Origin of the sequence: Flavobacterium fluvii (genome assembly GCF_900129545.1) — a bacterium.
GTDB lineage: Bacteria > Bacteroidota > Bacteroidia > Flavobacteriales > Flavobacteriaceae > Flavobacterium > Flavobacterium fluvii.
Genome location: NZ_FQWB01000007.1, coordinates 89815 through 110490, shown reverse-complemented (window position 1 = coordinate 110490; position 20676 = coordinate 89815). Strand labels below are relative to the sequence as shown.

At 38.4% G+C, this 20676-nt stretch carries 15 protein-coding genes; 9 read left to right on the top strand and 6 right to left on the bottom strand.

What is annotated here, in order from left to right:
• Positions 1–41 precede the first annotated feature (41 nt).
• The 4 genes from BUC16_RS14640 to BUC16_RS14625 form a co-directional block, all read right to left on the bottom strand.
• On the bottom strand, positions 42–431 hold the full coding sequence (locus BUC16_RS14640) for a DUF1398 domain-containing protein (protein ID WP_073371550.1): 390 nt from the start codon (positions 429–431) through the stop codon (positions 42–44).
• A 19-nt stretch (positions 432–450) separates the two neighbouring features.
• Positions 451–885: an acyl-CoA thioesterase gene (locus BUC16_RS14635; RefSeq protein WP_073371549.1), complete on the bottom strand. Its 435-nt coding sequence runs from the start codon at positions 883–885 to the stop codon at positions 451–453.
• A 216-nt stretch (positions 886–1101) separates the two neighbouring features.
• A complete protein-coding gene (locus BUC16_RS14630) occupies positions 1102–2601 on the bottom strand; it encodes an MltF family protein (protein ID WP_073371548.1) in 1500 nt (499 codons plus the stop codon).
• Between the two features lie 87 nt (positions 2602–2688).
• Complete coding sequence (locus BUC16_RS14625; protein ID WP_073371547.1) at positions 2689–3543, bottom strand: EamA family transporter; 855 nt, start codon at positions 3541–3543, stop codon at positions 2689–2691.
• 354 nt (positions 3544–3897) lie between these two features.
• Here BUC16_RS14625 and BUC16_RS17755 point away from each other — a divergent pair, with 354 nt between their 5' ends.
• A complete protein-coding gene (locus BUC16_RS17755) occupies positions 3898–4041 on the top strand; it encodes a hypothetical protein (RefSeq protein WP_170860882.1) in 144 nt (47 codons plus the stop codon).
• Between the two features lie 414 nt (positions 4042–4455).
• Here BUC16_RS17755 and BUC16_RS14615 read toward each other — a convergent pair whose 3' ends face one another.
• A complete protein-coding gene (locus BUC16_RS14615; protein WP_073371545.1) occupies positions 4456–5142 on the bottom strand; it encodes a hypothetical protein in 687 nt (228 codons plus the stop codon).
• A 478-nt stretch (positions 5143–5620) separates the two neighbouring features.
• Between BUC16_RS14615 and dnaK the strand changes: the two genes are divergently transcribed.
• The 4 genes from dnaK (at position 5621) to BUC16_RS14595 (ending at position 12439) form a co-directional block, all read left to right on the top strand.
• On the top strand, positions 5621–7507 hold the full coding sequence (gene dnaK, locus BUC16_RS14610) for a molecular chaperone DnaK (protein ID WP_073371544.1): 1887 nt from the start codon (positions 5621–5623) through the stop codon (positions 7505–7507).
• A 448-nt stretch (positions 7508–7955) separates the two neighbouring features.
• Complete coding sequence (gene corA, locus BUC16_RS14605; protein WP_073371543.1) at positions 7956–9026, top strand: magnesium/cobalt transporter CorA; 1071 nt, start codon at positions 7956–7958, stop codon at positions 9024–9026.
• Positions 9027–9086: 60 nt separating this feature from the next.
• Entirely contained in the window at positions 9087–11180 is a 2094-nt protein-coding gene (pta, locus tag BUC16_RS14600) for a phosphate acetyltransferase (protein ID WP_073371542.1), read from the top strand.
• Positions 11181–11242: 62 nt separating this feature from the next.
• A complete protein-coding gene (locus BUC16_RS14595) occupies positions 11243–12439 on the top strand; it encodes an acetate/propionate family kinase (protein ID WP_073371624.1) in 1197 nt (398 codons plus the stop codon).
• A 76-nt stretch (positions 12440–12515) separates the two neighbouring features.
• Here BUC16_RS14595 and fumC read toward each other — a convergent pair whose 3' ends face one another.
• The gene (fumC, locus tag BUC16_RS14590) at positions 12516–13901 is read right to left on the bottom strand and encodes a class II fumarate hydratase (RefSeq protein WP_073371623.1); all 1386 of its coding nucleotides are present in this window, start codon (positions 13899–13901) and stop codon (positions 12516–12518) included.
• A gap of 188 nt (positions 13902–14089) precedes the next feature.
• Here fumC and BUC16_RS17655 point away from each other — a divergent pair, with 188 nt between their 5' ends.
• From BUC16_RS17655 to BUC16_RS14575, 4 genes are all read left to right on the top strand, one after another.
• Positions 14090–14254, top strand: coding sequence for a hypothetical protein (locus BUC16_RS17655; protein WP_132006427.1), 165 nt, complete (start codon positions 14090–14092; stop codon positions 14252–14254).
• Between the two features lie 332 nt (positions 14255–14586).
• Entirely contained in the window at positions 14587–16986 is a 2400-nt protein-coding gene (locus tag BUC16_RS14585; RefSeq protein ID WP_073371541.1) for a glycoside hydrolase family 31 protein, read from the top strand.
• A 77-nt stretch (positions 16987–17063) separates the two neighbouring features.
• Positions 17064–19070: a glycoside hydrolase family 97 protein gene (locus tag BUC16_RS14580; RefSeq protein WP_073371540.1), complete on the top strand. Its 2007-nt coding sequence runs from the start codon at positions 17064–17066 to the stop codon at positions 19068–19070.
• Positions 19071–19073: 3 nt separating this feature from the next.
• Positions 19074–20666 (top strand): GH39 family glycosyl hydrolase, encoded by a 1593-nt coding sequence (locus BUC16_RS14575; protein WP_073371539.1) that lies wholly within the window; start codon positions 19074–19076, stop codon positions 20664–20666.
• The last annotated feature ends 10 nt before the right edge of the window (positions 20667–20676 follow it).

Below are 20676 nucleotides of genomic sequence, written 5' to 3'. Positions count from 1 at the left end.
CCTCTTTGGTTAAATTAAAAATCGAATCTGCGAGATAAAAGCTAGCTTGGAATTTTTTCAATTAAAATGGGAGCATCAGACAAGTCAAAATAAGTGCATGTCATTTCGATGATGTTCACGCTCCATTTTGCAATGCCGCATTGTGCCGCGTGATTGCAAAAAGTAAGATAATCGGTTTGACCGTCTTGGTGCATCACCAGAAATTCGATGAAACGTTCTTTGTTCGCCGATGGCAAAACAGAAATGTTGTTGTAAGTATCAGTCGCGGCTGCCCTATAATTATCGACACCAAAATACTCCACGTGGCCGTCGTTGACAAAAGTGTCGTAACCTTGAACCCCTAAATCGATTAAGTCTTGAATGTAAGCAGGAAAATCAGCACCGGATTTGACCTTGGAATGTGCTTCTTTTATTTGGGGAATCGTGAACATAATGGAATAGTTTTTTAAATTACAAAGCTTTGAAATCAGTTGTTTTTGGGAAAATACTTAGCGCATTTACAACAATTTGTGGAGTGGGAGTAGCCAGTTTACGTAGTTTGGTATCCATCCAGGCTCCATCCACGGTAATGACGGCGCACAACGCGTCGTCCCTGTAAAACTCGTGAACGATAGACCAACGGGAAGCATCGGCATTCATTTTTGCCATTTTGGTTTCCATGATAATTATGTCAGAGAGGTTGATTTCTCTTTTGAAAACACACTCTTCCCTAAACAATACGGGACCAATATGCTGTGCCTGCATTACTCTTAGGGTCAACCCTAATTGTGTTAGAATTTCGACACGGTGTTGTGCTCCAAAATCATAATATGCACTGTGTCTCAAGTGAAAATTGGGGTCTAAATCCGACCAGCGAAAAGACAATTGTTTGCTAAATGTAGCCATTAAGGTTTAAATTTTTTGTTGGCTAAAATTATGAATAAAAGTTGGGATGTCATAAAAAACAGCTATTCATTTTATGGTAAAAAAAAATTAAACCCATATGTTTAATTGGCAAATATGCAGGTTTTAATAATCTGGAATAGATACTAAATGTTCCGAAATGCAACGAACGAATTAAGTAAATCGGGACAGTGGGTTCTATTTGTGATTTAACTGGGTTTAAGGTCTTAGTTTTTTGCCACGTTGTTCGGCATAGTAACTCAACGCTCTATAGGACGCATAAAACTTGTATATATTACTTACATATTGTGTCGTTTCGCTACCAATTTCTCGGGCTGCAATTATTTCTACATTGTCAAACCATAGATTTGGATTCAGGCCTTTTGTTTTTGCGATTTTTCGCAATTCGTTTACCTGTCCCGGACCTGCGTTATAAGCAGCCAGTGCAAGTAAGTGTCGATTCAGTTCATCGATTTCGGGATCAGTAAAATACTGGTCAATCAACCAGCGCATGTACATTGTGCCTGCGTGAATATTACTGTCCACTTTTCTAATATCCCTTATGTAGAAAGGTTTACTGGCAGCGGTGGAAGGTAAAACCTGCATAATGCCCACGGCACCTCTATTGCTCACAAGCTTTTGATTTAATCCTGATTCCTGATACCCCTGTGCAACCAAAAGTAGCCAATCAAGGTTGTATCTATCGGCATATTTCAGAAAAGGTGCTTTAAGTACATTAACCTGTGAAAAGGTTTTGTTGGTGTATATTTTGGGTAGCAGGTTCGCATTTTTGACATACTTATTGTATAGAGAGTTGCCTATCAAAGTGCCTTTTGCGTGTTTTTCCAAGAACTGGTCCGCAGCTTTTCTTAATTTTGGGGAATCCTTCCTGAAAACCCAACCATAGGAAATATTCTGGGCCAGTGGAATTTTATCATACAACACCAAATTAGGCATTACTTTGGACCATAGCGCTGCCAAATCTTCGACTACTGCCGAAAAGGGTATGACACCGGAGTTGACCATTTCGAGTACATCTTCTGTTTCCAAATAAGGATCCAGTGTTTTAATAATGACAGGTTTTAGCCCTTTGTTTTTCAGAGAATGATTTAGCTTTATGGCAGCGGATTCATAACTGCTTCCTTCACGAAGATAAATTTCCTGTCCAGAAAGATCGGCCAGGGTATTCAATTTTGGTGATTTTGAACCTCCCACAACAATTTCTTTAAGTCCAGTAATGGAGGGGATGGAGAAATCAACCAATTTTTTCCTTTCATCGGTAATTGTCATGCCGGCAAAGGCTAGGTCGCCATAGCCTTCACGTAAAAGAGGTATTATCTGGCTGCGATTTACGGGTATGAATATTATCTGTATTTGCTGAGGTTTCAAACGCAATTGTTTGTTGAGCGATTTTTCAAAAAGGGAAAGTGCTTCAAAGGCAATACCGCTTCGTTGTTTCATGTTTATGGTATAGTAAAGATAGGTATAGGGAACCAATGCTCTTATCTTTCTGCGGACGACCATACTGTCGAGATCCCCAAACTGTGCTTTTCCCAGTCCCAAAAATTCATTCTCGGAATTGAAATTGTACCATGTAGTATCTTTGGCGGCACCATTTGTTTTTGTCGAATCTGGAATTGTGGTTTGTTTTTCTTGCCTACAGGAAACACCGCTAAAGGAAATAATTAAAAAGGCAAGCACTATTCTTGCTGTTTTCATCCTCTATATGTTTTTTGGTTGAAATAAAGTTACATAAAAAAAAAATGATTATTAGGTAGTTGGCCATTTCTTTTAAAATACAAATTATTAATTCAATTGGGAAACCACAATGAAAACCACTGCAAGCAAGGCTAGAAATAGACCTATAATGTTTTGTTTTGTTACTTTTTCCTTGAAAATAAAAATACCGACAAGACTGCCAATGACAATAACGCCCATATTCATTCCGGCAAAAACGGTGGAGGGATTTTGTGTAAATGCCTGATGTGCCTTGAGATAAAACAGGATGTTTCCAAAATTGAAAACTCCGACCAAACCTCCGAAAATGATGCTTTTGAAATCCATTTTAGCTTTTTGGAAAAGTATTTCATACGCATTGAAAAAGATCATTAATACAAGTGCCATAGAAAAAATAACAAACAACGAACTCGTAAATGGCAGAGTGGAAGTGAGGGCGATTTGCTTAAAAAGAAGGTCTATCGCACCAAAACCAAGCAATACAAGAGCGGGGTAAATCCATTTGTTTTCCTTGTTTTCGGTAGGTTTGTCCAAAATAAGGACTATTGCCGGAAATCCGAACAAAAGTGCCGTCAACTTAAGTCCACTGAATTGCTCTCCAAAAAACAACCAAGCTCCTAAAATGGAGATAATCAGAGACAATCGTTGGGCTACATCCGTTTTTACGATCCCCATATGTTTTATGGAAGTCGCCAGAAAAAGAAACACGACAGGCAACAAAATACCTAATGGAACAAGAATTTCCCAAGGCGAGGATGCGTCCAAAACCGTTAAATCTGGGGAGAAAGACAAATAACACAGCACCAAGGCGAATACATAATTAGAGGCTACAATTTGCGTGGCAGAAGCATTGTACTTGCGGGCAATTTTGAAAATCACGCCCACTGTCACACTGCAAATCACGCTCAGAATAAGAAACAACATATTTCCATTTTTATTCCTGCAAAAATACTGTTTATAAGTCGGCCTACAAAACTACGCTAACGTATGTTGAGAGAAAATTTAGTGTATATCATAGGACGTCTGGCTCCGCAAAGTCTCCGACTTTGAGGTAGTGATTTTCGGTTTTCAACCGACTTTATTTTGTGTTTAATTTTAAGTCAGTCACAGACTGACAAACGCATCCTCAAAGTCGGAGACTTTGCGGAGCGGGGTTAAATTGGCACGCAAACTTTTCCATTTTCCATTTTTTTTTCCAAAATTGAAAGCAACTTAACGACGCTTTTGTAACAAAAACGAACTTTTCTAATTATATATATAACTATAAAATTTTTTAAAATGGAAAAATTAGATTTTATTGGAATTTTTGGAACAATTGGCTCAATAGCAACAATCATTCAATTAATTATGACTTTCAAAAAGAAAAAACCAAAACCACGAAAAAAAGGTTCGGGTTGTGATTTAACAAGAGGTCGATATTAAATAATTTTTTTTTTTACTAAAATATTTTTCGGCTTCTTTTCTGTTGATTGTTTTTTGGTAAATAAGATAAGAGCTTAGTACTAACGTTCCGCGGCTTGGCGCATTAGCTTAATTGTGGTAGAAGTTTGAATCGTGATGGTTGGTTGGGGTAGTTAATTCAGTATTAGGCTCCGCAAAGTCTGCGACTTTGAGGTAGTGATTTTCGGTTTTAAACCGACTTTATTTTGGGTTTAATGCTGTGCGATTTAATGCTGTACGAAGTCTCCCGACTTCGTACCTAATCCAATATGCTTTTATAATTAATTCGTTGGTATCGATAGTGTTAATCAAATATGGTAATGGGTACGAAGTTGGGAGACTTCGCACAGCAATCCCACTTTCAAGAAACACTTCGGGTAGCGGAGAGTTTGCTTATTATTTAAAAATTTCTTTAATCAAAACGCCAAGATATTCTTCACATGTAGTTGTAAAGTCCTTTAAAAATTCAACAGTGTTTATTTTAAAACTAACTTCTTCCTGAAAATATTCAATTTTATGCTGTTTAAGTTTACGCATTCCACGTATTGAATTTAAGTTTTTTGTCTTTGTTTTATTTAATTGGTTTTCATTGTGAACAATTGCGTTACGGATATTTCTAAATTCTTCAATATCAGCCCAAAGTTTTTCACTTGACTTTGCTGAATCAAGTTCACAAACTAAATTCATATATTTTCTTATTGTATCAATGTCGCTTGTTCCTTTCAAATCTTTGATTTTAAGGTCGCTTTCAGACAATTCTTCACATATTTTCCCAAGTTTAGCAAATTGTATTTCAAACAATGAAAACAGATTTATAAAAATTGAATTGTAAAAAAGATAGTCGAATTCGAATAAATACACTCCTTGACTTTTTAGATCATCACTATTTACTTTAAAAAATTCAGTGAATTTATCATCATCTAATAAATCTTCTGGTGAAATATCTAGTTTCTCGTTTAAATATTCAAGTTTTTGCTCTCGAAATGAAACAACATCTTGACAGATAGTAAGCAATGAGTCAAAACTCTTTTTAATATCAATGTGAACCTTTATTAACTTTATGATAATCTCGTCTTTTTTCATGGGGATGTCGTGCAAATTACCGCTAACTCGTTTATTAGGTGAAACAAACCTTAGTATATACACCCAAAAAAGGTTAGATTGGGGGAGTTTTGTTTCGTTTTATATTTCATCAAATATATTTATTTTTTCTTACAAATTATATTGTTTGCGTACAGATGCTTTCTAAATAAAACTAATCCTTTAATTTACTCGAAATTCTCTAGCCCAGATGGTTAAATTGCTCTCGCAATTACCTCTTGTGGCGGTGTTCGCCACAAGAGATACAGTGAACAGCTGGATTGGCTCCTCGCAATGACATCACCCCGACCTTCGGCCACCCCCTCAAAAGGGGAATTAAAATGCCATCTTGTCATATCTTTTTCCGCCAATTTTAACACAACCTGACAATTTATTTCTATTTTTTCTAATTGGCACAAAGATTGACTATTGCAACTCGAACTGTAAAATAAGTATTCAATAAAATTAAATATAAATAAAAATGGGTAAAATAATCGGAATTGATTTAGGTACTACAAACTCTTGTGTTTCTGTAATGGAAGGTAATGAAGCAGTTGTTATTCCTAATGCAGAAGGAAAAAGAACAACACCATCTATCATCGCTTTTGTTGAAGGTGGAGAAATTAAAGTGGGTGATCCTGCGAAAAGACAAGCAGTAACTAATCCAACTAAGACTATTGCTTCTATCAAACGTTTTATGGGACATTCTTTTGCTGAAATCACTGAAGAAGCAAAAAGAGTTCCTTATTCAGTAGTAAAAGGAGACAACAATACGCCACGTGTGGATATTGACGGTCGTTTGTATACTGCACAAGAATTGTCGGCCATGACACTTCAAAAAATGAAAAAAACTGCTGAAGACTATTTAGGTCAAACAGTTACTGAAGCGGTTATCACCGTTCCTGCTTACTTTAACGATGCACAACGTCAAGCTACAAAAGAAGCTGGTGAAATTGCAGGTCTTAAAGTAATGCGTATTATCAACGAACCTACTGCTGCTGCTTTGGCTTATGGTTTGGACAAAAAAGGTAAAGATCAAAAAATTGCCGTTTACGATTTAGGTGGTGGTACTTTTGATATTTCTGTTCTTGAATTAGGAGACGGAGTTTTCGAAGTATTGTCTACAGACGGAGACACTCACTTAGGAGGAGACGATTTTGACCACGAAATTATTGACTGGTTGGCTGACGAATTCAAAGCTGAAGAAGGTATCGATTTGCGTTTGGATCCAATGTCATTGCAACGTATCAAAGAAGCTGCCGAGAAAGCTAAAATTGAATTGTCATCTTCTGCTGAAACTGAAATCAACTTGCCTTACGTAACTGCTACAGCTTCAGGACCAAAACACTTGGTTAAAAAATTAACTAGAGCTAAATTCGAACAATTGACAGATGCATTAGTAAAACGTTCTATGGCTCCAGTGGCTAAAGCGTTGAAAAATGCTAACTTGAGCGTTTCTGATATTGACGAAGTTATCTTGGTAGGAGGTTCTACTCGTATCCCAAGAATCGTTGAAGAAGTAGAGAAATTCTTCGGTAAAAAAGCGTCTAAAGGAGTTAACCCTGATGAGGTTGTTGCAATTGGAGCAGCTATTCAAGGTGGAGTTCTTTCTGGAGATGTGAAAGATGTATTGTTATTGGACGTTACACCTTTGTCTTTAGGTATCGAAACTATGGGTGGAGTTATGACTACATTAATTGAGTCTAATACAACTATCCCAACTAAAAAATCTCAGGTATTCTCTACTGCTTCTGATTCTCAACCATCTGTTGAGCTTCACGTATTGCAAGGAGCTAGAGCAATGGCTGCTGATAACAAAACTATCGGTCGTTTCCACTTAGATGGTATTCCACCAGCACCAAGAGGAGTTCCTCAAATTGAAGTAACTTTTGATATTGATGCTAATGGTATCATCAAAGTAACTGCTACTGACAAAGGAACAGGTAAATCTCACGACATTCGTATCGAAGCTTCTTCTGGATTGACTTCTGAAGAAATCGAAAGAATGAAACAAGATGCTGAAGCTAATGCTGAATCTGACAAAATTGCAAGAGAAAGAGCTGAAAAATTGAACGAAGCTGACGGAATGATCTTCCAAACTGAGTCTCAATTGAAAGAACTTGGAGCTAAATTGACTGATGATAACAAAGTGGCTATCGAGTATGCATTGACTGAATTGAGAATGGCTCACCAATCTCAAGACATTCCTGCAATTCAAACTGCTCTTGACAACATCAACGCAGCTTGGAAAAAAGCTACTGAAGCAATGTACGCTCAAGGAGAACAAGGTCAACAAGAAGCACAACCACAAGGTGATGCTCAACAAGGAGACAATGTTGAAGACGTTGAATTCGAAGAAGTAAAGTAAGCAGAGAACCAATTTTGAACAACAAAATTGCGTGAATCGCTTATCCCGATTTTTATCGGGATATTAAATAAGAAAAACCGAGCCAGAAATGGCTCGGTTTTTTTGTTTTGATAAGAAACCCGACATTTTTTTGAAAGCTGTCGGGTTTCTTATTTGATTAAAACTTGCCATATAGGTTTTAAATTTATTGTGATAAATTAATCTAACGCTATGTATTTCATTATTTTTTGAAAACATTAATGTTTGTCGGAAGTCTAGTTTGTTTTTATAGTAATTTTATTTATAAAAATCAAATGATTTATCTCATAAAAGTCCTTATTATTTGTAAATACATTTGCAACGTATAAGAAATATGCGGAAAAATTTTTTTGTTTCAGGAAATCAAAATTTATAAATAGAGGCAAACTTTTTAAAAGATTTTCGTAATATTACTATATAAAACGATTTGATGAGAAAGATTAAGTACAAGAAAGGCAGAAAAATCCAACCTTATAATCTGGAATATACCGGAATTCATAAAAGAACAGATTCGGAAATGCAGCTGTTTGTTTATGATGACAATAATATGTTTGAGTATCCTGAATTTGAAACTTCTGACTTGGAAAAATGTATTGATGTACAAAAAACAAATTGGCTCAACATACACGGTCTTAATGACCTCGATTTGTTGAAAACTGTCGGCAATCATTTCAAGATAGACAATTTTATGCTTGCGGATATTTTGAACACGAGCAAAAGAACGAAAATTGAAGAACAGCACGATATTTTGTTTTTCAACATCAAATCATTGTTGCCAATAGAAGATTCAGATAGCATTAAAGCGGAGCAAATCAGTTTTTTGATAAAAAACGGAATCCTGATTTCTTTCCAGGAAAAGCGTTCTGACTTTTTTACCCATATCAGGGAGCGAATAAGGACCCATTCCGGAATAGTGAGAACAAAAAAGGCCGATTACTTGTTGTATATCCTTCTGGATGCCATCATGGAAAATTTTTATATCACCATTGAAAATGAAGAGGATAAAATTGAGGAATTAATCGATTCGACCAAAAGCAGTGCCGACCCGATAATTCTGGAACGAATAGAGCAACACCGGGACAATTTTAATTTTCTGAAACGTTCCATTATTCCGCTTCGGGATTCTTTGTATGAAATAAAAAACATTAAAGATGACAATGTGTTTAATGAGATAGAACCGGAAAACTTTACTTTTTTTTCCAGACTGCATCAAAAAAGCCTGGAGCTTTTGGAACAAATTGAATCCGATATGGGGTCATTGGAAAGTGCTTCCAATTTCTTTTTTTCGGCACAAACGCACAAGATGAATGAAATCATGAAAACGCTGACCGTTATTTCGGTGATATTTATTCCACTTACTTTTATTGTGGGAGTTTATGGAATGAATTTCGACCGTATGCCGGAATTGAGATATGAATATGGTTATTTCTCCGTTTTGGGCTTTATGTTTTTGGTCGTATTGGGGATGATTTTTTATTTTAAAAGAAGACGTTGGTTTTGATTGAAAACGCAAAAAAGAATAGCAACTGACAAAAAGAAATAAATTTAAAAATTAGAAAAAATGAACAAAGCTATCTACATAGCTACTAGCGAAGAGAGTAGTGGTAAATCGATTATTACCTTGGGATTGATGAGCATGCTTATCGGTAAAACAGCCAAAGTTGGTTATTTTAGACCTATAGTGGAAGATTTTGAAGAAGGAAAAATGGACAATCACATTGAAACCGTTATAAGTCATTTCGGTCTGGATATTGATTATCATGATGCTTATGCCATTACCAAAAGCAAGTTGATCAAAAAGAAAAATAAAGGAAAAATAGGAGAGGTCATCGACTTGATTATCGAAAAATACAAACGTCTGGAAGAACAATTTGATTTTGTCTTGGTCGAAGGAACCAGTTTTATGGGAGAAGGAACCGTTATCGAAATGGACATGAACGTTCTTATTGCCAAAAATTTGGGGATTCCAACCATTATTGTGGGAACGGGAGAAGGAAAAACTTTGGACGAATTTGTGGACAGCCTTTATTTGGCTTACGATTCCTTCAAGGTAAAAGACGTGGAAGTTTTGGCTGTGATTGCCAATAAAGTGCAACCCGAGAATTTGGAATTGGTAACCGAACGTTTAAAAACTAGCTTGCCGGAAGAAGTAATGATCAATACGATTCCCATTATTTCAAGTTTGAACAATCCAACCATTCAAGAAATTGTAAAAGAATTGGATGCCAAAGTTTTATTTGGAGCCGCTTTTTTGAACAACCAAATCGGAAGTTTTAGCGTAGGCGCAATGCAACTTCGAAATTATTTGTTGAACCTGAAAGAAAATGGATTGGTAATCACTCCTGGCGACAGGGCCGACATCATCCTGGGTGCATTGCAAGCCAACGAATCAGTGAATTATCCAGCCATTTCCGGTATTGTTTTGACAGGTAATATCTTGCCGGAAGACAGTATTTTGAAATTAATTGAAGGACTTTCCACCATTGTGCCCATCATTGCGGTAGAAGGAGGAACTTATAATATTACCAATAAAATAGGTTCCATAAAACCTAAAATTTATGCCAACAATAGACAGAAAATTCTAACCTCCATCAACACTTTCGAAAATTATGTGGATTTGGATAATTTGATCGAAAAATTCATCAAGTTTGAAGCCGAGGGGATGACGCCAAAAATGTTTCAGTACAATATGGTGAAAAGAGCCAAAAAACATAGAAAACATATTGTCTTGCCGGAAGGAAACGACGACAGGATCATCATTGCCGCTTCTCGATTATTGTCGATGGACGTGGTTGATATTTCCATTATTGGCGACAAAAAACAAATCGAGAACAAGGTGGCAGAATTAGGTTTGGCTTTCGATTTTTCCAAAGTGAACATCATTAGTCCAAGAAAGGATTCGCATTATGATGATTATGTGAATACCTATTATGAGTTGCGAAAAGCCAAAAAAATGACAGTGGAAGTGGCCAGGGATTTAATGGAAGACGGTTCTTATTTTGGCACCATGATGGTGTACAAAGGGCATGCGGACGGAATGGTTTCCGGAGCAGCCCACACCACACAGCACACCATTTTACCGGCTTTGCAATTCATTAAAACCAAACCAAATTGTTCCATTGTTTCTTCCGTGTTTTTTATGTGTTTGGAAGACCGCGTTTCTATTTTTGGAGATTGCGCCATCAATCCAAATCCTACGGCAGAACAATTGGCAGAAATAGCCATTTCATCGGCTGAATCCAGTTTGGCTTTCGGAATTGAGCCAAAAATTGCAATGCTTTCTTATTCATCCGGTTCGTCTGGAAAAGGTGATGAGGTGGACAAAGTAAGGGCAGCAACCGAAATTGTTCGTCAAAAACGTCCCGATTTGAAAATCGAAGGACCAATTCAATACGATGCCGCCGTAGATCCTTCAGTGGGACAAAGCAAAATGCCGAATTCAGAAGTGGCAGGTCACGCCAGCGTATTGGTTTTTCCTGATTTGAATACTGGAAACAACACTTACAAAGCGGTTCAAAGAGAAACAGGCGCTTTGGCAATTGGTCCAATGTTGCAAGGACTGAACAAACCGGTGAATGATTTGAGCAGGGGTTGTACAGTGGACGATATCATCAACACGGTAGTGATAACAGCCATTCAAGCACAAGGATTTTAAAAAACAAAAAACTTTGCGACTTAGTGTCTTCGTTGCAAAAACAAAAATATAAAACGATACAAATGAAAATAGTAATTATAAATTCGGGAAGTTCTTCCATAAAATACCAACTCATCGAAATGCCGGCAAAAGAGGTCATTTGTTCGGGGATGATTGACAGAATAGGATTGGAAACTTCAAATTTTAGCTATGTGACCAATTCGGTCAAAGTGGAGGAAACTTTGCCTATTGCCAATCATAAAATTGGACTCAATAAAATTGCCCAATTGTTGATGGATGATGAAAAAGGGGTAATCAAAAGTACCAAAGAAATAGAAGCCGTGGGACATCGCGTGGTACATGGCGGAAGTGCTTTTTCAGACACGGTGTTGATTACCAAAGAAGTAAAAGAGGAAATTAGACAATTATGCAGTTTGGCTCCTTTGCACAATCCGGCGCATTTGGAAGGCATCATTGTTGCAGAAGAGATTTTTTCCGATGCCAAACAGGTTGCCGTTTTTGATACTGCCTTCCATCAAACAATGCCTGCGGTTGCTTATAAATATGCAATTCCTAATTATTTGTTGAGCGAAAATAAAATTCGTGCCTATGGTTTTCACGGGACTTCCCATAAATATGTTTCGGAAAACGCCATTGGATACCTAAAATCAATCAACGCGCCCCATAAAAATATTATAACGGTACATTTGGGTAATGGTTGCAGCATTACTGCGGTAAAAGACGGAAAAAGTGTCGATCACTCCATGGGATTTAGCCCAAGCAACGGACTGATTATGGGGACCAGGGCAGGAGACATCGATCAATCCGTGATATTTTACATGGTCAATACATTGGGATATTCATTGAATGATGTCAATACCATGTTGAACAAACAAAGTGGAATGCTTGGACTTACCGGTTTCAGCGATTTGAGGGATATTCAATCGAATGCCGCAGAAGGAAACAAAGAATGTCAATTGGCTTTGGAGATGAATGCCTATCGAATCAAGAAATTTATTGGTTCTTATGCAGCCGCTTTAAACGGCTTGGATGCGATTGTTTTTACGGCAGGTATTGGTGAGAATTCTGCTTATATGCGAAAATTGGTTTGTACGGACATGGAGTATTTTGGACTGGAATTGGACGATGCCGTAAATGAAATCCGTTCGAAAGAAATTCGTGAAATAAACCTGCCACAAGCGAAAGCTAAAATTTTGGTTGTTCCTACCAATGAAGAAATCGAAATTGCCAATCAAGTGCACCATTTAATTTTGAGTTAAGATTTTTTGAGAAAATAGTTTTATAAAAAAGCCTGCAATATTGAAATTGCAGGCTTTTTTATGATTTTTGGTGATTTCAAACCATGTCTTCTGGCTTTACCCAAGCATCAAAATCTTCTGCCGAAACATATCCCAAACGGATGGCTTCTTCCCTTAAAGTGGTGCCGTTTTTATGTGCGGTTTGGGCAATTTCTGCTGCTTTGTAATAACCAATTTTGGTGTTCAAGGCCGTAACGAGCATCAAGGAATTATTGACTAATTCTTCAATACGTTTGTAATTGGGTTCTATGCCGCTGGCGCAATGCACTTCAAACGACAGGCAAGCATCTCCCAACAATCGCGCCGATTGCAGGAAGTTGGCAGCCATCAGGGGTTTGAAAACATTCAATTCATAATGACCTTGCATTCCTCCAACAGAAATGGCCACGTCATTTCCCATCACTTGGGCACAAACCATGGTCAAGGCTTCGCATTGGGTTGGATTTACTTTTCCCGGCATGATGGAAGAACCTGGTTCGTTTTCAGGAATGATGATTTCGCCAATTCCCGAGCGCGGTCCAGAAGCCAGCATCCGAACATCATTGGCAATTTTGTTCAAGGAAACTGCCAATTGTTTCAAGGCTCCGTGGGTTTCCACAATGGCATCGTGGGCGGCCAAAGCTTCAAATTTGTTCGGTGCGGTCACGAAAGGATGTCCCGTGAATTGGGCAATATATTCGGCGACTTTCACGTCATAACCTTCGGGCGTGTTCAAGCCGGTTCCGACGGCAGTTCCGCCCAAGGCAATTTCCGATAAATGTGCCAAAGTGTTTTTTACCGCTTTCAAACCATAACTCAATTGGGCTGCATATCCCGAGATTTCTTGTCCCAAGGTCAATGGCGTGGCATCCATCAAATGCGTGCGACCTATTTTTACGACCGTTTTGAATTTTAACGCTTTTGCCCGAAGCGTGTCTCTTAATTTTTCGACAGCCGGAATGGTGGTTTCCACAACTGCTTTGTAGGCGGCAATGTGCATTCCCGTCGGGAAGGTATCGTTGGAAGATTGTGATTTATTAACGTCGTCATTGGCCTTGATAAAGGATTCGCCTTCGCCAATGGTCAATCCTTTCAAAACTTGTGCTCGATTGGCAATCACTTCATTCACGTTCATGTTGCTCTGGGTTCCTGAACCCGTTTGCCAAATTACCAACGGAAATTCGTCGGCCAGTTTGCCGTCAAGGATTTCGTCGCAAACGGCGGCAATGGCATCCCGCTTTTCTACGGGAAGAACTCCCAAGTCACAATTGGCGTAAGCAGCCGCTTTTTTTAGATAAGCAAATCCCTCAATGATTTCCTTTGGCATCGAAGCCGATGGTCCAATTTTGAAATTGTTTCTGGAACGCTCGGTTTGTGCTCCCCAGTATTTGTCGGCAGGGACTTGGACTTCGCCCATAGTGTCTTTTTCAATTCTGTATTTCATTTTATTGGAGGTTGTTTTTTTTGACATTTTTGAACAAATTCAGCGCATAACTGCTAAAGTAATGGAATTCAAATGTTTCTAAATTTACAAATTAGTTTTTGTTTTTTTTTAAATATTATCAGTTATTTTATTGGTAAGAAAAAATATAAAACATACATTTGTCGCTACATTCAAAAATTCCGGAAAACATGTTTGAATTTCAACAGTATTTAGGCTTTTTACTTTTCTTGACCGTCCTTACCATAGGATTCTGGTTGATGTTTTTTTTGGTTGGTTTCGTATCCTATTGGGTAGGTGGAGCAACTTGGGAAGCATACAAAGAAAAGAGAGCAAAAAAGAAAGAATCACTTTAAAATGATTCTCCAATAAAAAAGGATTCGTGAAAACGAGTCCTTTTTTTATGCTTAAATTTTTCCTTTTTTTATCTCCTATTTCTTGGGTCTTTTTCTTGAATAAAAAATCAATTTTCAGGTTGATATAGTATTAGTTTTTGTTGAAATAATATTATAAGCACAATCATATTAGAATTAATTTTAAGATTGTTATTTTTATCTTGTAAAAATATGTTGATTTGAAAAAAAAATATCATTTTTATTGCAGTTTTTGTTTTTCTGGGATAATGGAGAGATTGTTTTTCTATCGCTTTTTAATGTATAAAGAATCCTAAAATTAATTTTAAAAACCAATGAGTAAACCACCAAAAGTATCACTATTTTTAGTCCTCTTTTTAAATCTTTTAATCACGCCAAAAGCTACTGCCCAGATACAAAATGCAGACGTACTCAATGCACCCATTGACATCAGCAAAGATTTCGAGAATTACCTGAACACCTTTTATTTTGCCGATGAGTTGGCGGGTTTTGATCCACAAACCGGAAAAGGAACGGTAAAATACTTGAGACATACCTACCAAACGCGCCAAGCATTCAATAATATTGAAATGAAACCTAGCCCAGTTGTGGCCAATGAATTTCCTACCACCGAGTATGAAGCTTCGCCGGTATTGCCTTTCCAAATACAGTTTGTTTCCGATAGAACGTTGAGAATAAAAATGACGTCTGGACCACAATTTCATCCCGAAAAGGAATCCTTGATGTTGGTTGACGGAGTAGCACCCAATCATCCCGAATTATGGAAATATGCCAAAATTGAAGGAGGTTATAAATTTACCAGCAAACACGGTTCGGTAGAAATCCAGACCAAGCCTTGGCACGTAAAAATATTCGATGAAAAAGGAAAATTGTTGACGGGAACCCTTCATAATTCTGATTTTACAAATACCTACACGCCAGCACTTCCATTTTCGTATGTTCGCAGAAGCAGCGATTATTCCAGAAGTATGGGCGCGGCTTTCAGCTTGGAGCCGGACGAAAAAATATTTGGTTGCGGAGAATCTTTCACGCAGTTCAACAAACGTGGACAAAAAGTGGTTCTTTGGACGGATGATGCCAACGGAATCCAGAACGAAACGATGTACAAACCGGTTCCATTTTATATGAGCAGCCGTGGTTACGGGGTTTTTATGCACCATTCCACACCGATTACTGTCGATTTTGGAAAATATTTTGGCAGCGCCAACGAAATGTATATTGGTGACGACGAAGCTGATTTGTTTTTCTTCATTGGTGAACCAAAAGAGATATTGGACGAATACACCAATCTTACAGGAAAAGCCGCGATGCCACCACTTTGGTCATTCGGATTTTGGATGAGTCGCATCACTTATTTTTCCGAAAAAGAAGGTCGTGAAGTAGCCAAAAATCTACGTGCCTATAAAATCCCGACCGACGTGATTCATTACGACACAGGCTGGTTTGACGTGGATTGGCGCAACAATTACGAATTTGCAAAAAAACGTTTTGAAGACCCGGTTAAAATGATGGCTGATTTAAAAGAAGACGGATTCCACGTTTGTTTGTGGCAATTGCCTTATTTCTCGCCAAAAAATACCTTGTTCAACGAAATTGTGGACAAAAATTTGGCCGTAAAAGACCGCAAAGGAAACCTTCCTTATGAAGATGCCGTACTGGATTTTTCGAACCCTGCAACCGTGACTTGGTACCAAGCCAAATTAAAAAGTTTGTTCGATCAAGGCGTGAGCGTTTTCAAGGTAGATTTTGGAGAAGCCGCACCGCCAGACGGAATTTATTTCAATGGACGAACTGGTTTCTATGAGCATAATTTATACCCATTGCGTTACAACAAAGCCGTTGCCGAAATTACCCAAAAAGAAAAAGGATACACCTTGATCTGGGCGAGGAGCACTTGGGCAGGAAGCCAACGTTACCCATTGCATTGGGGTGGCGATGCCGAAACTTCCAACGGAGCGATGTCGGCCGAATTGAGGGGTGGACTTTCCTTGGGATTGTGTGGTTTCAGTTTTTGGAGTCATGACGTGGGTGGATTCGTGACCAAATCTCCCGAAAACTTGTACCGTCGTTGGGCGCCTTTTGGAATGTTCACTTCCCACGTGAGAAGCCATGGCGAGCCTCCACGCGAGCCTTGGTTGTACAGCAAAGATTTGTTGGAAACCTTCCGAAATGCCGACAATATGCGTTACGAATTAATGCCTTACATCTATGCCCAAGCCAAAGAAAGCTCGCAAAAAGGATTGCCAATGATGCGCGCCTTGTTCATAGAATATCCAAATGATCCAGGTTCTTGGTTGGTGGACAACGAGTATTTATTTGGTTCCAGTATGTTGGTTGCGCCTTTATTTGAAGAGGTTACAGGCAGAGATGTTTATCTTCCGGAAGGAACCTGGATTGATTACCAAACCAAAAAAGTATATCAAGGCGGATGGCATAAAATTGAGGCGGGTGAAGTGCCAATTATTGTTTTAGTTCGAAACGGCTCGGCAATTCCACACATCAAATTGGCTCAATCTACCAAAGACATGGATTGGAGTAAATTGACGCTCAAAGTATATGCAACCGACAATACAAATGCCGCAACGGCAAAAGTTTTTCTTCCAGAAGGCGATGGGGTGAAAACCATCTCACTTTCCAAAAAAGGAACTGATTTCAACATAAATGAAAATCCAATCAGCAATAAAACCACTTTCAAAATTGAAAGAATAAAATAGTTAGTTAAGTTAGTTTTGAAATCGGGGTAATGAGTTAGTCCATACCTCGATTTTTTTATAAAAAAATAAATAGTACAATGATAAAAAAACTGATGCTTCCCGCTTTATTACTATCCATAAGTATAAGTAATGCCCAAGGCAAAAAAACAAAAGTCTATGAATTGGCTTCTCCAGAAGGGAAAAACAAAATTCAATTCGAATTGGTCAATAGTGCACCAAAATATGCCGTTTCGCACGGAAAAACATTGGTGATTACGCCATCGGACATGGGATTTTTGTTGAAAAACAATGAAAATTTCAGCACCGATTTTGAAATTGTGAAAGTGGAAAACAGCACTTTCGACGAAACTTGGGAACAGGTTTGGGGAGAAAAGAAAAAAATCAGGAATCACTACAACCAAATGGTGGTAAAACTGCAACAAAAAAACAAGGAAAAACGCCAGCTCGAAATCCAGTTTCGTGCTTTTGATGATGGAATTGCTTTTCGATACGTATATCCAAAACAGGTATCCAAAGACAGTATTTTCATTATGGACGAAAAAACCACTTTCAACCTAAAAGATGATGGTAAAGCTTGGTGGATTCCCGCCAATAGAGTAGACCGTGACGAATATCTTTTTAAGGATTCGCCGGTAAGCACGCTCGACACCGTTTTGACTCCATTGACTATCGAAAGCAAAAGTGGATTGGCATTGAGTTTTCACGAAGCCAATTTGGTGGATTTTGCCAGCATGACTTTGGTCAACAACACGGGAACGCAACTAAAAATCGATTTGGTGCCTTGGGCTGATGGCGTGAAAGTGCGCGTGAAAGACAGTTTTACTTCATCGTGGAGAACCATTCAAATTGCCGAAAAACCTACGGACTTGATTACCTCGTATTTGATTTTAAATCTGAATGAACCCAATAAATTGGCCAATACCAGTTATTTCAAACCCTACAAATATTTTGGGATTTGGTGGGGAATGCACATTGGGAAATACTCTTTTTGGGAAAGTCCAAAACAAGGTGCCACCACCGAACACGCCAAACAATACATTGATTTTACCGCCAAAGAAGGATTCCACAACTTGTTGATTGAAGGCTGGAACAAAGGTTGGACGCCTGATTGGTACAAAAATAAAATGCACATGTTCAGTTTTACCAAATCTGCCGATAATTTCGACATCGAAAAAGTGGTGGAATACGGAAAACAAAAAGGAGTGGAACTTATGGGTTACCACGAAACGGGTTCCAACTTGATTAATTACCTAAAAGAAATTGACGAAGGTTTTGCTTTGTACAAAAAGTTGGGAATTCATACCGTTAAAATTGGTCACGTAGGTTCAAAATTAAACATGAAAGAGTGGCATTTTGGTCAATTTGGCGTGAATTATTTCAGATACGTTTTGGAAAAAGCAGCCCAATATGACTTGGCTGTTTTGTACCACGAGTCCATAAAAGATACCGGAGAACGCCGTACTTATCCGAACATGATTTCAAGGGAAGCCGCAAGAGGACAAGAATACAATGCATGGAGCGAAGGCAATCCACCCAATCATTTGACCATTATTCCTTTTACGAGATTGCTGTCTGGACCAATGGATTTCACGCCCGGAATCTTTGATGTTGAAGTTAAACAAGGTTATCCCGGCAGAAGAGTTCACGGCACGACGGCACAACAATTGGCATTATATGTAACCATTTATGCCCCAATTCAAATGATGGCCGACCTTCCTGAAAATTACGAAGGAAAACCAGCTTTACAATTCTTGAAAGATGTTCCAACAGATTGGGAAACCACCAAAGTATTGAATGGAGAAATCGGACAATACATCACTACGGCTCGTAAAGACAAAAACAGTGAAGATTGGTTTTTGGGCAGTATCACCAACGAGAAAGCCAGGGATTTAACCATTTCATTATCGTTTTTAGATGACAAAGCCACCTATGAAGCCCAAATTTATGCCGATGCCGATGGAACCGATGAAACACACAATCCATCTGCAGTTGCGATTTCCAAGAAAACGGTAAAAGCTTCGGATGTATTGAAACTGCATTTGGGTGGAGCAGGAGGAACAGCCATTCGATTCAAAAAAATATAAATTATGAAACGAATTTTAGTATTACTGACCATTCTTCTATGCTTAACCAACGTTAAAACATTAGGACAAGATTCAAATTCAAAAAAATCGACCTACAAGGATAGAATCATCAAAGTGGATTACAACAAATCCGCTGGACAAATGAACACGATGTATAAAGAGTGCATTGGAGCAGGAAGAGCCAACGAAGGTTTGCGCGCCGATTGGCAACAACAATTGGCTTTGGTCAAGAAAGAATGCGATTTCAAATACATTAGGATGCACGGTTTATTGACGGACGACATGGCGGTTTACCGTGAAGACAACAAAGGAAATCCAGAATACAATTATCAATATGTCGATGTCTTGTTTGATTATATTTTGAGTATCGACATGAAACCTTTCGTCGAATTGGGCTTTATGCCATCGGCTCTGGCCAGTGGAAAAGAAACCATTTTTTGGTGGAAAGGCAATGTGACACCGCCCAAAGATTACAAAAAATGGGAAGACTTGATTCGCAACTTGACGCAACATTTTACCGAACGTTATGGAGTGGAGGAAGTAAAAACTTGGTATTTCGAGGTTTGGAACGAGCCCAATTTAACTCCGGGTTTTTGGACGGGAACCCAAGCCGAATATTTCAAATTGTATGATTACAGCACTCGAGCCATCAAGAGCGTAAATGCCGCCTACAAAGTGGGCGGGCCAGGTACTGCGGGCGCTGCTTGGGAAAGCGAGATGATTGATTTTTGTGAAAAAAACAAGGTGCCCATCGATTTTATTTCAACACATTCCTACGGTGTTGGGCAAGGATTTTTAGATGAATTTGGGCAAAGTGGAACTGTTTTGAGCAAAGATAATGAAGCAGTAAGTGGTGATGTGTTGCAATCAAGAAAAGAAATTGCAGCCTCAACAAAACCCAATCTCGAATTGCATTATACCGAGTGGAGTTCATCCTACACACCGGCCGATCCCATTCACGACAGTTATCATTCCGCGGCTTATATTCTTCAAAAATTGAAACAAGTTGGTAACGCTGCCAACTCGATGTCGTATTGGGTTTTTACCGATATTTTTGAAGAACCTGGGCCACGATTTACGCCTTTTCACGGTGGTTTCGGATTGTTGAATACACAGGGAATCAAGAAACCAGCTTATTTTTCGTATTCCTTTTTGAACAAATTGGGAGAAACAGAACTTCAAAATACCGACACATCTTCTTGGGCAACCAAAAATGCAAAGGGGAATGTCCAGGTTTTGTTTTGGGATTTCACCTATACTTTGCCGGAGGCTACAAACAATCAGCAATATTATGTAAAAGATTTGCCGTCCAAACCCAAAGGTACCGTGAAAATTGAGGTGGCAGGACTCCAAAAAGGAAATTATATATTTGAAATTTACAAAGTAGGTTACAAAGAAAATGACGCTTTTACGGATTATTTCGGGATGAACAAACCCAGCCAGTTGACCAAACAACAAGTGAATACGCTCAAAGAGAAAAATAACGGTGCCCCAATTGCTACGGAAACTGTGACAATTGATGCCGACGGAATTTTTAAAAAGGATTTCAAAATGAATGAGAACGACGTGCTGTTGCTGAATTTTGTGAAGCAATAGTCTTAAAAAC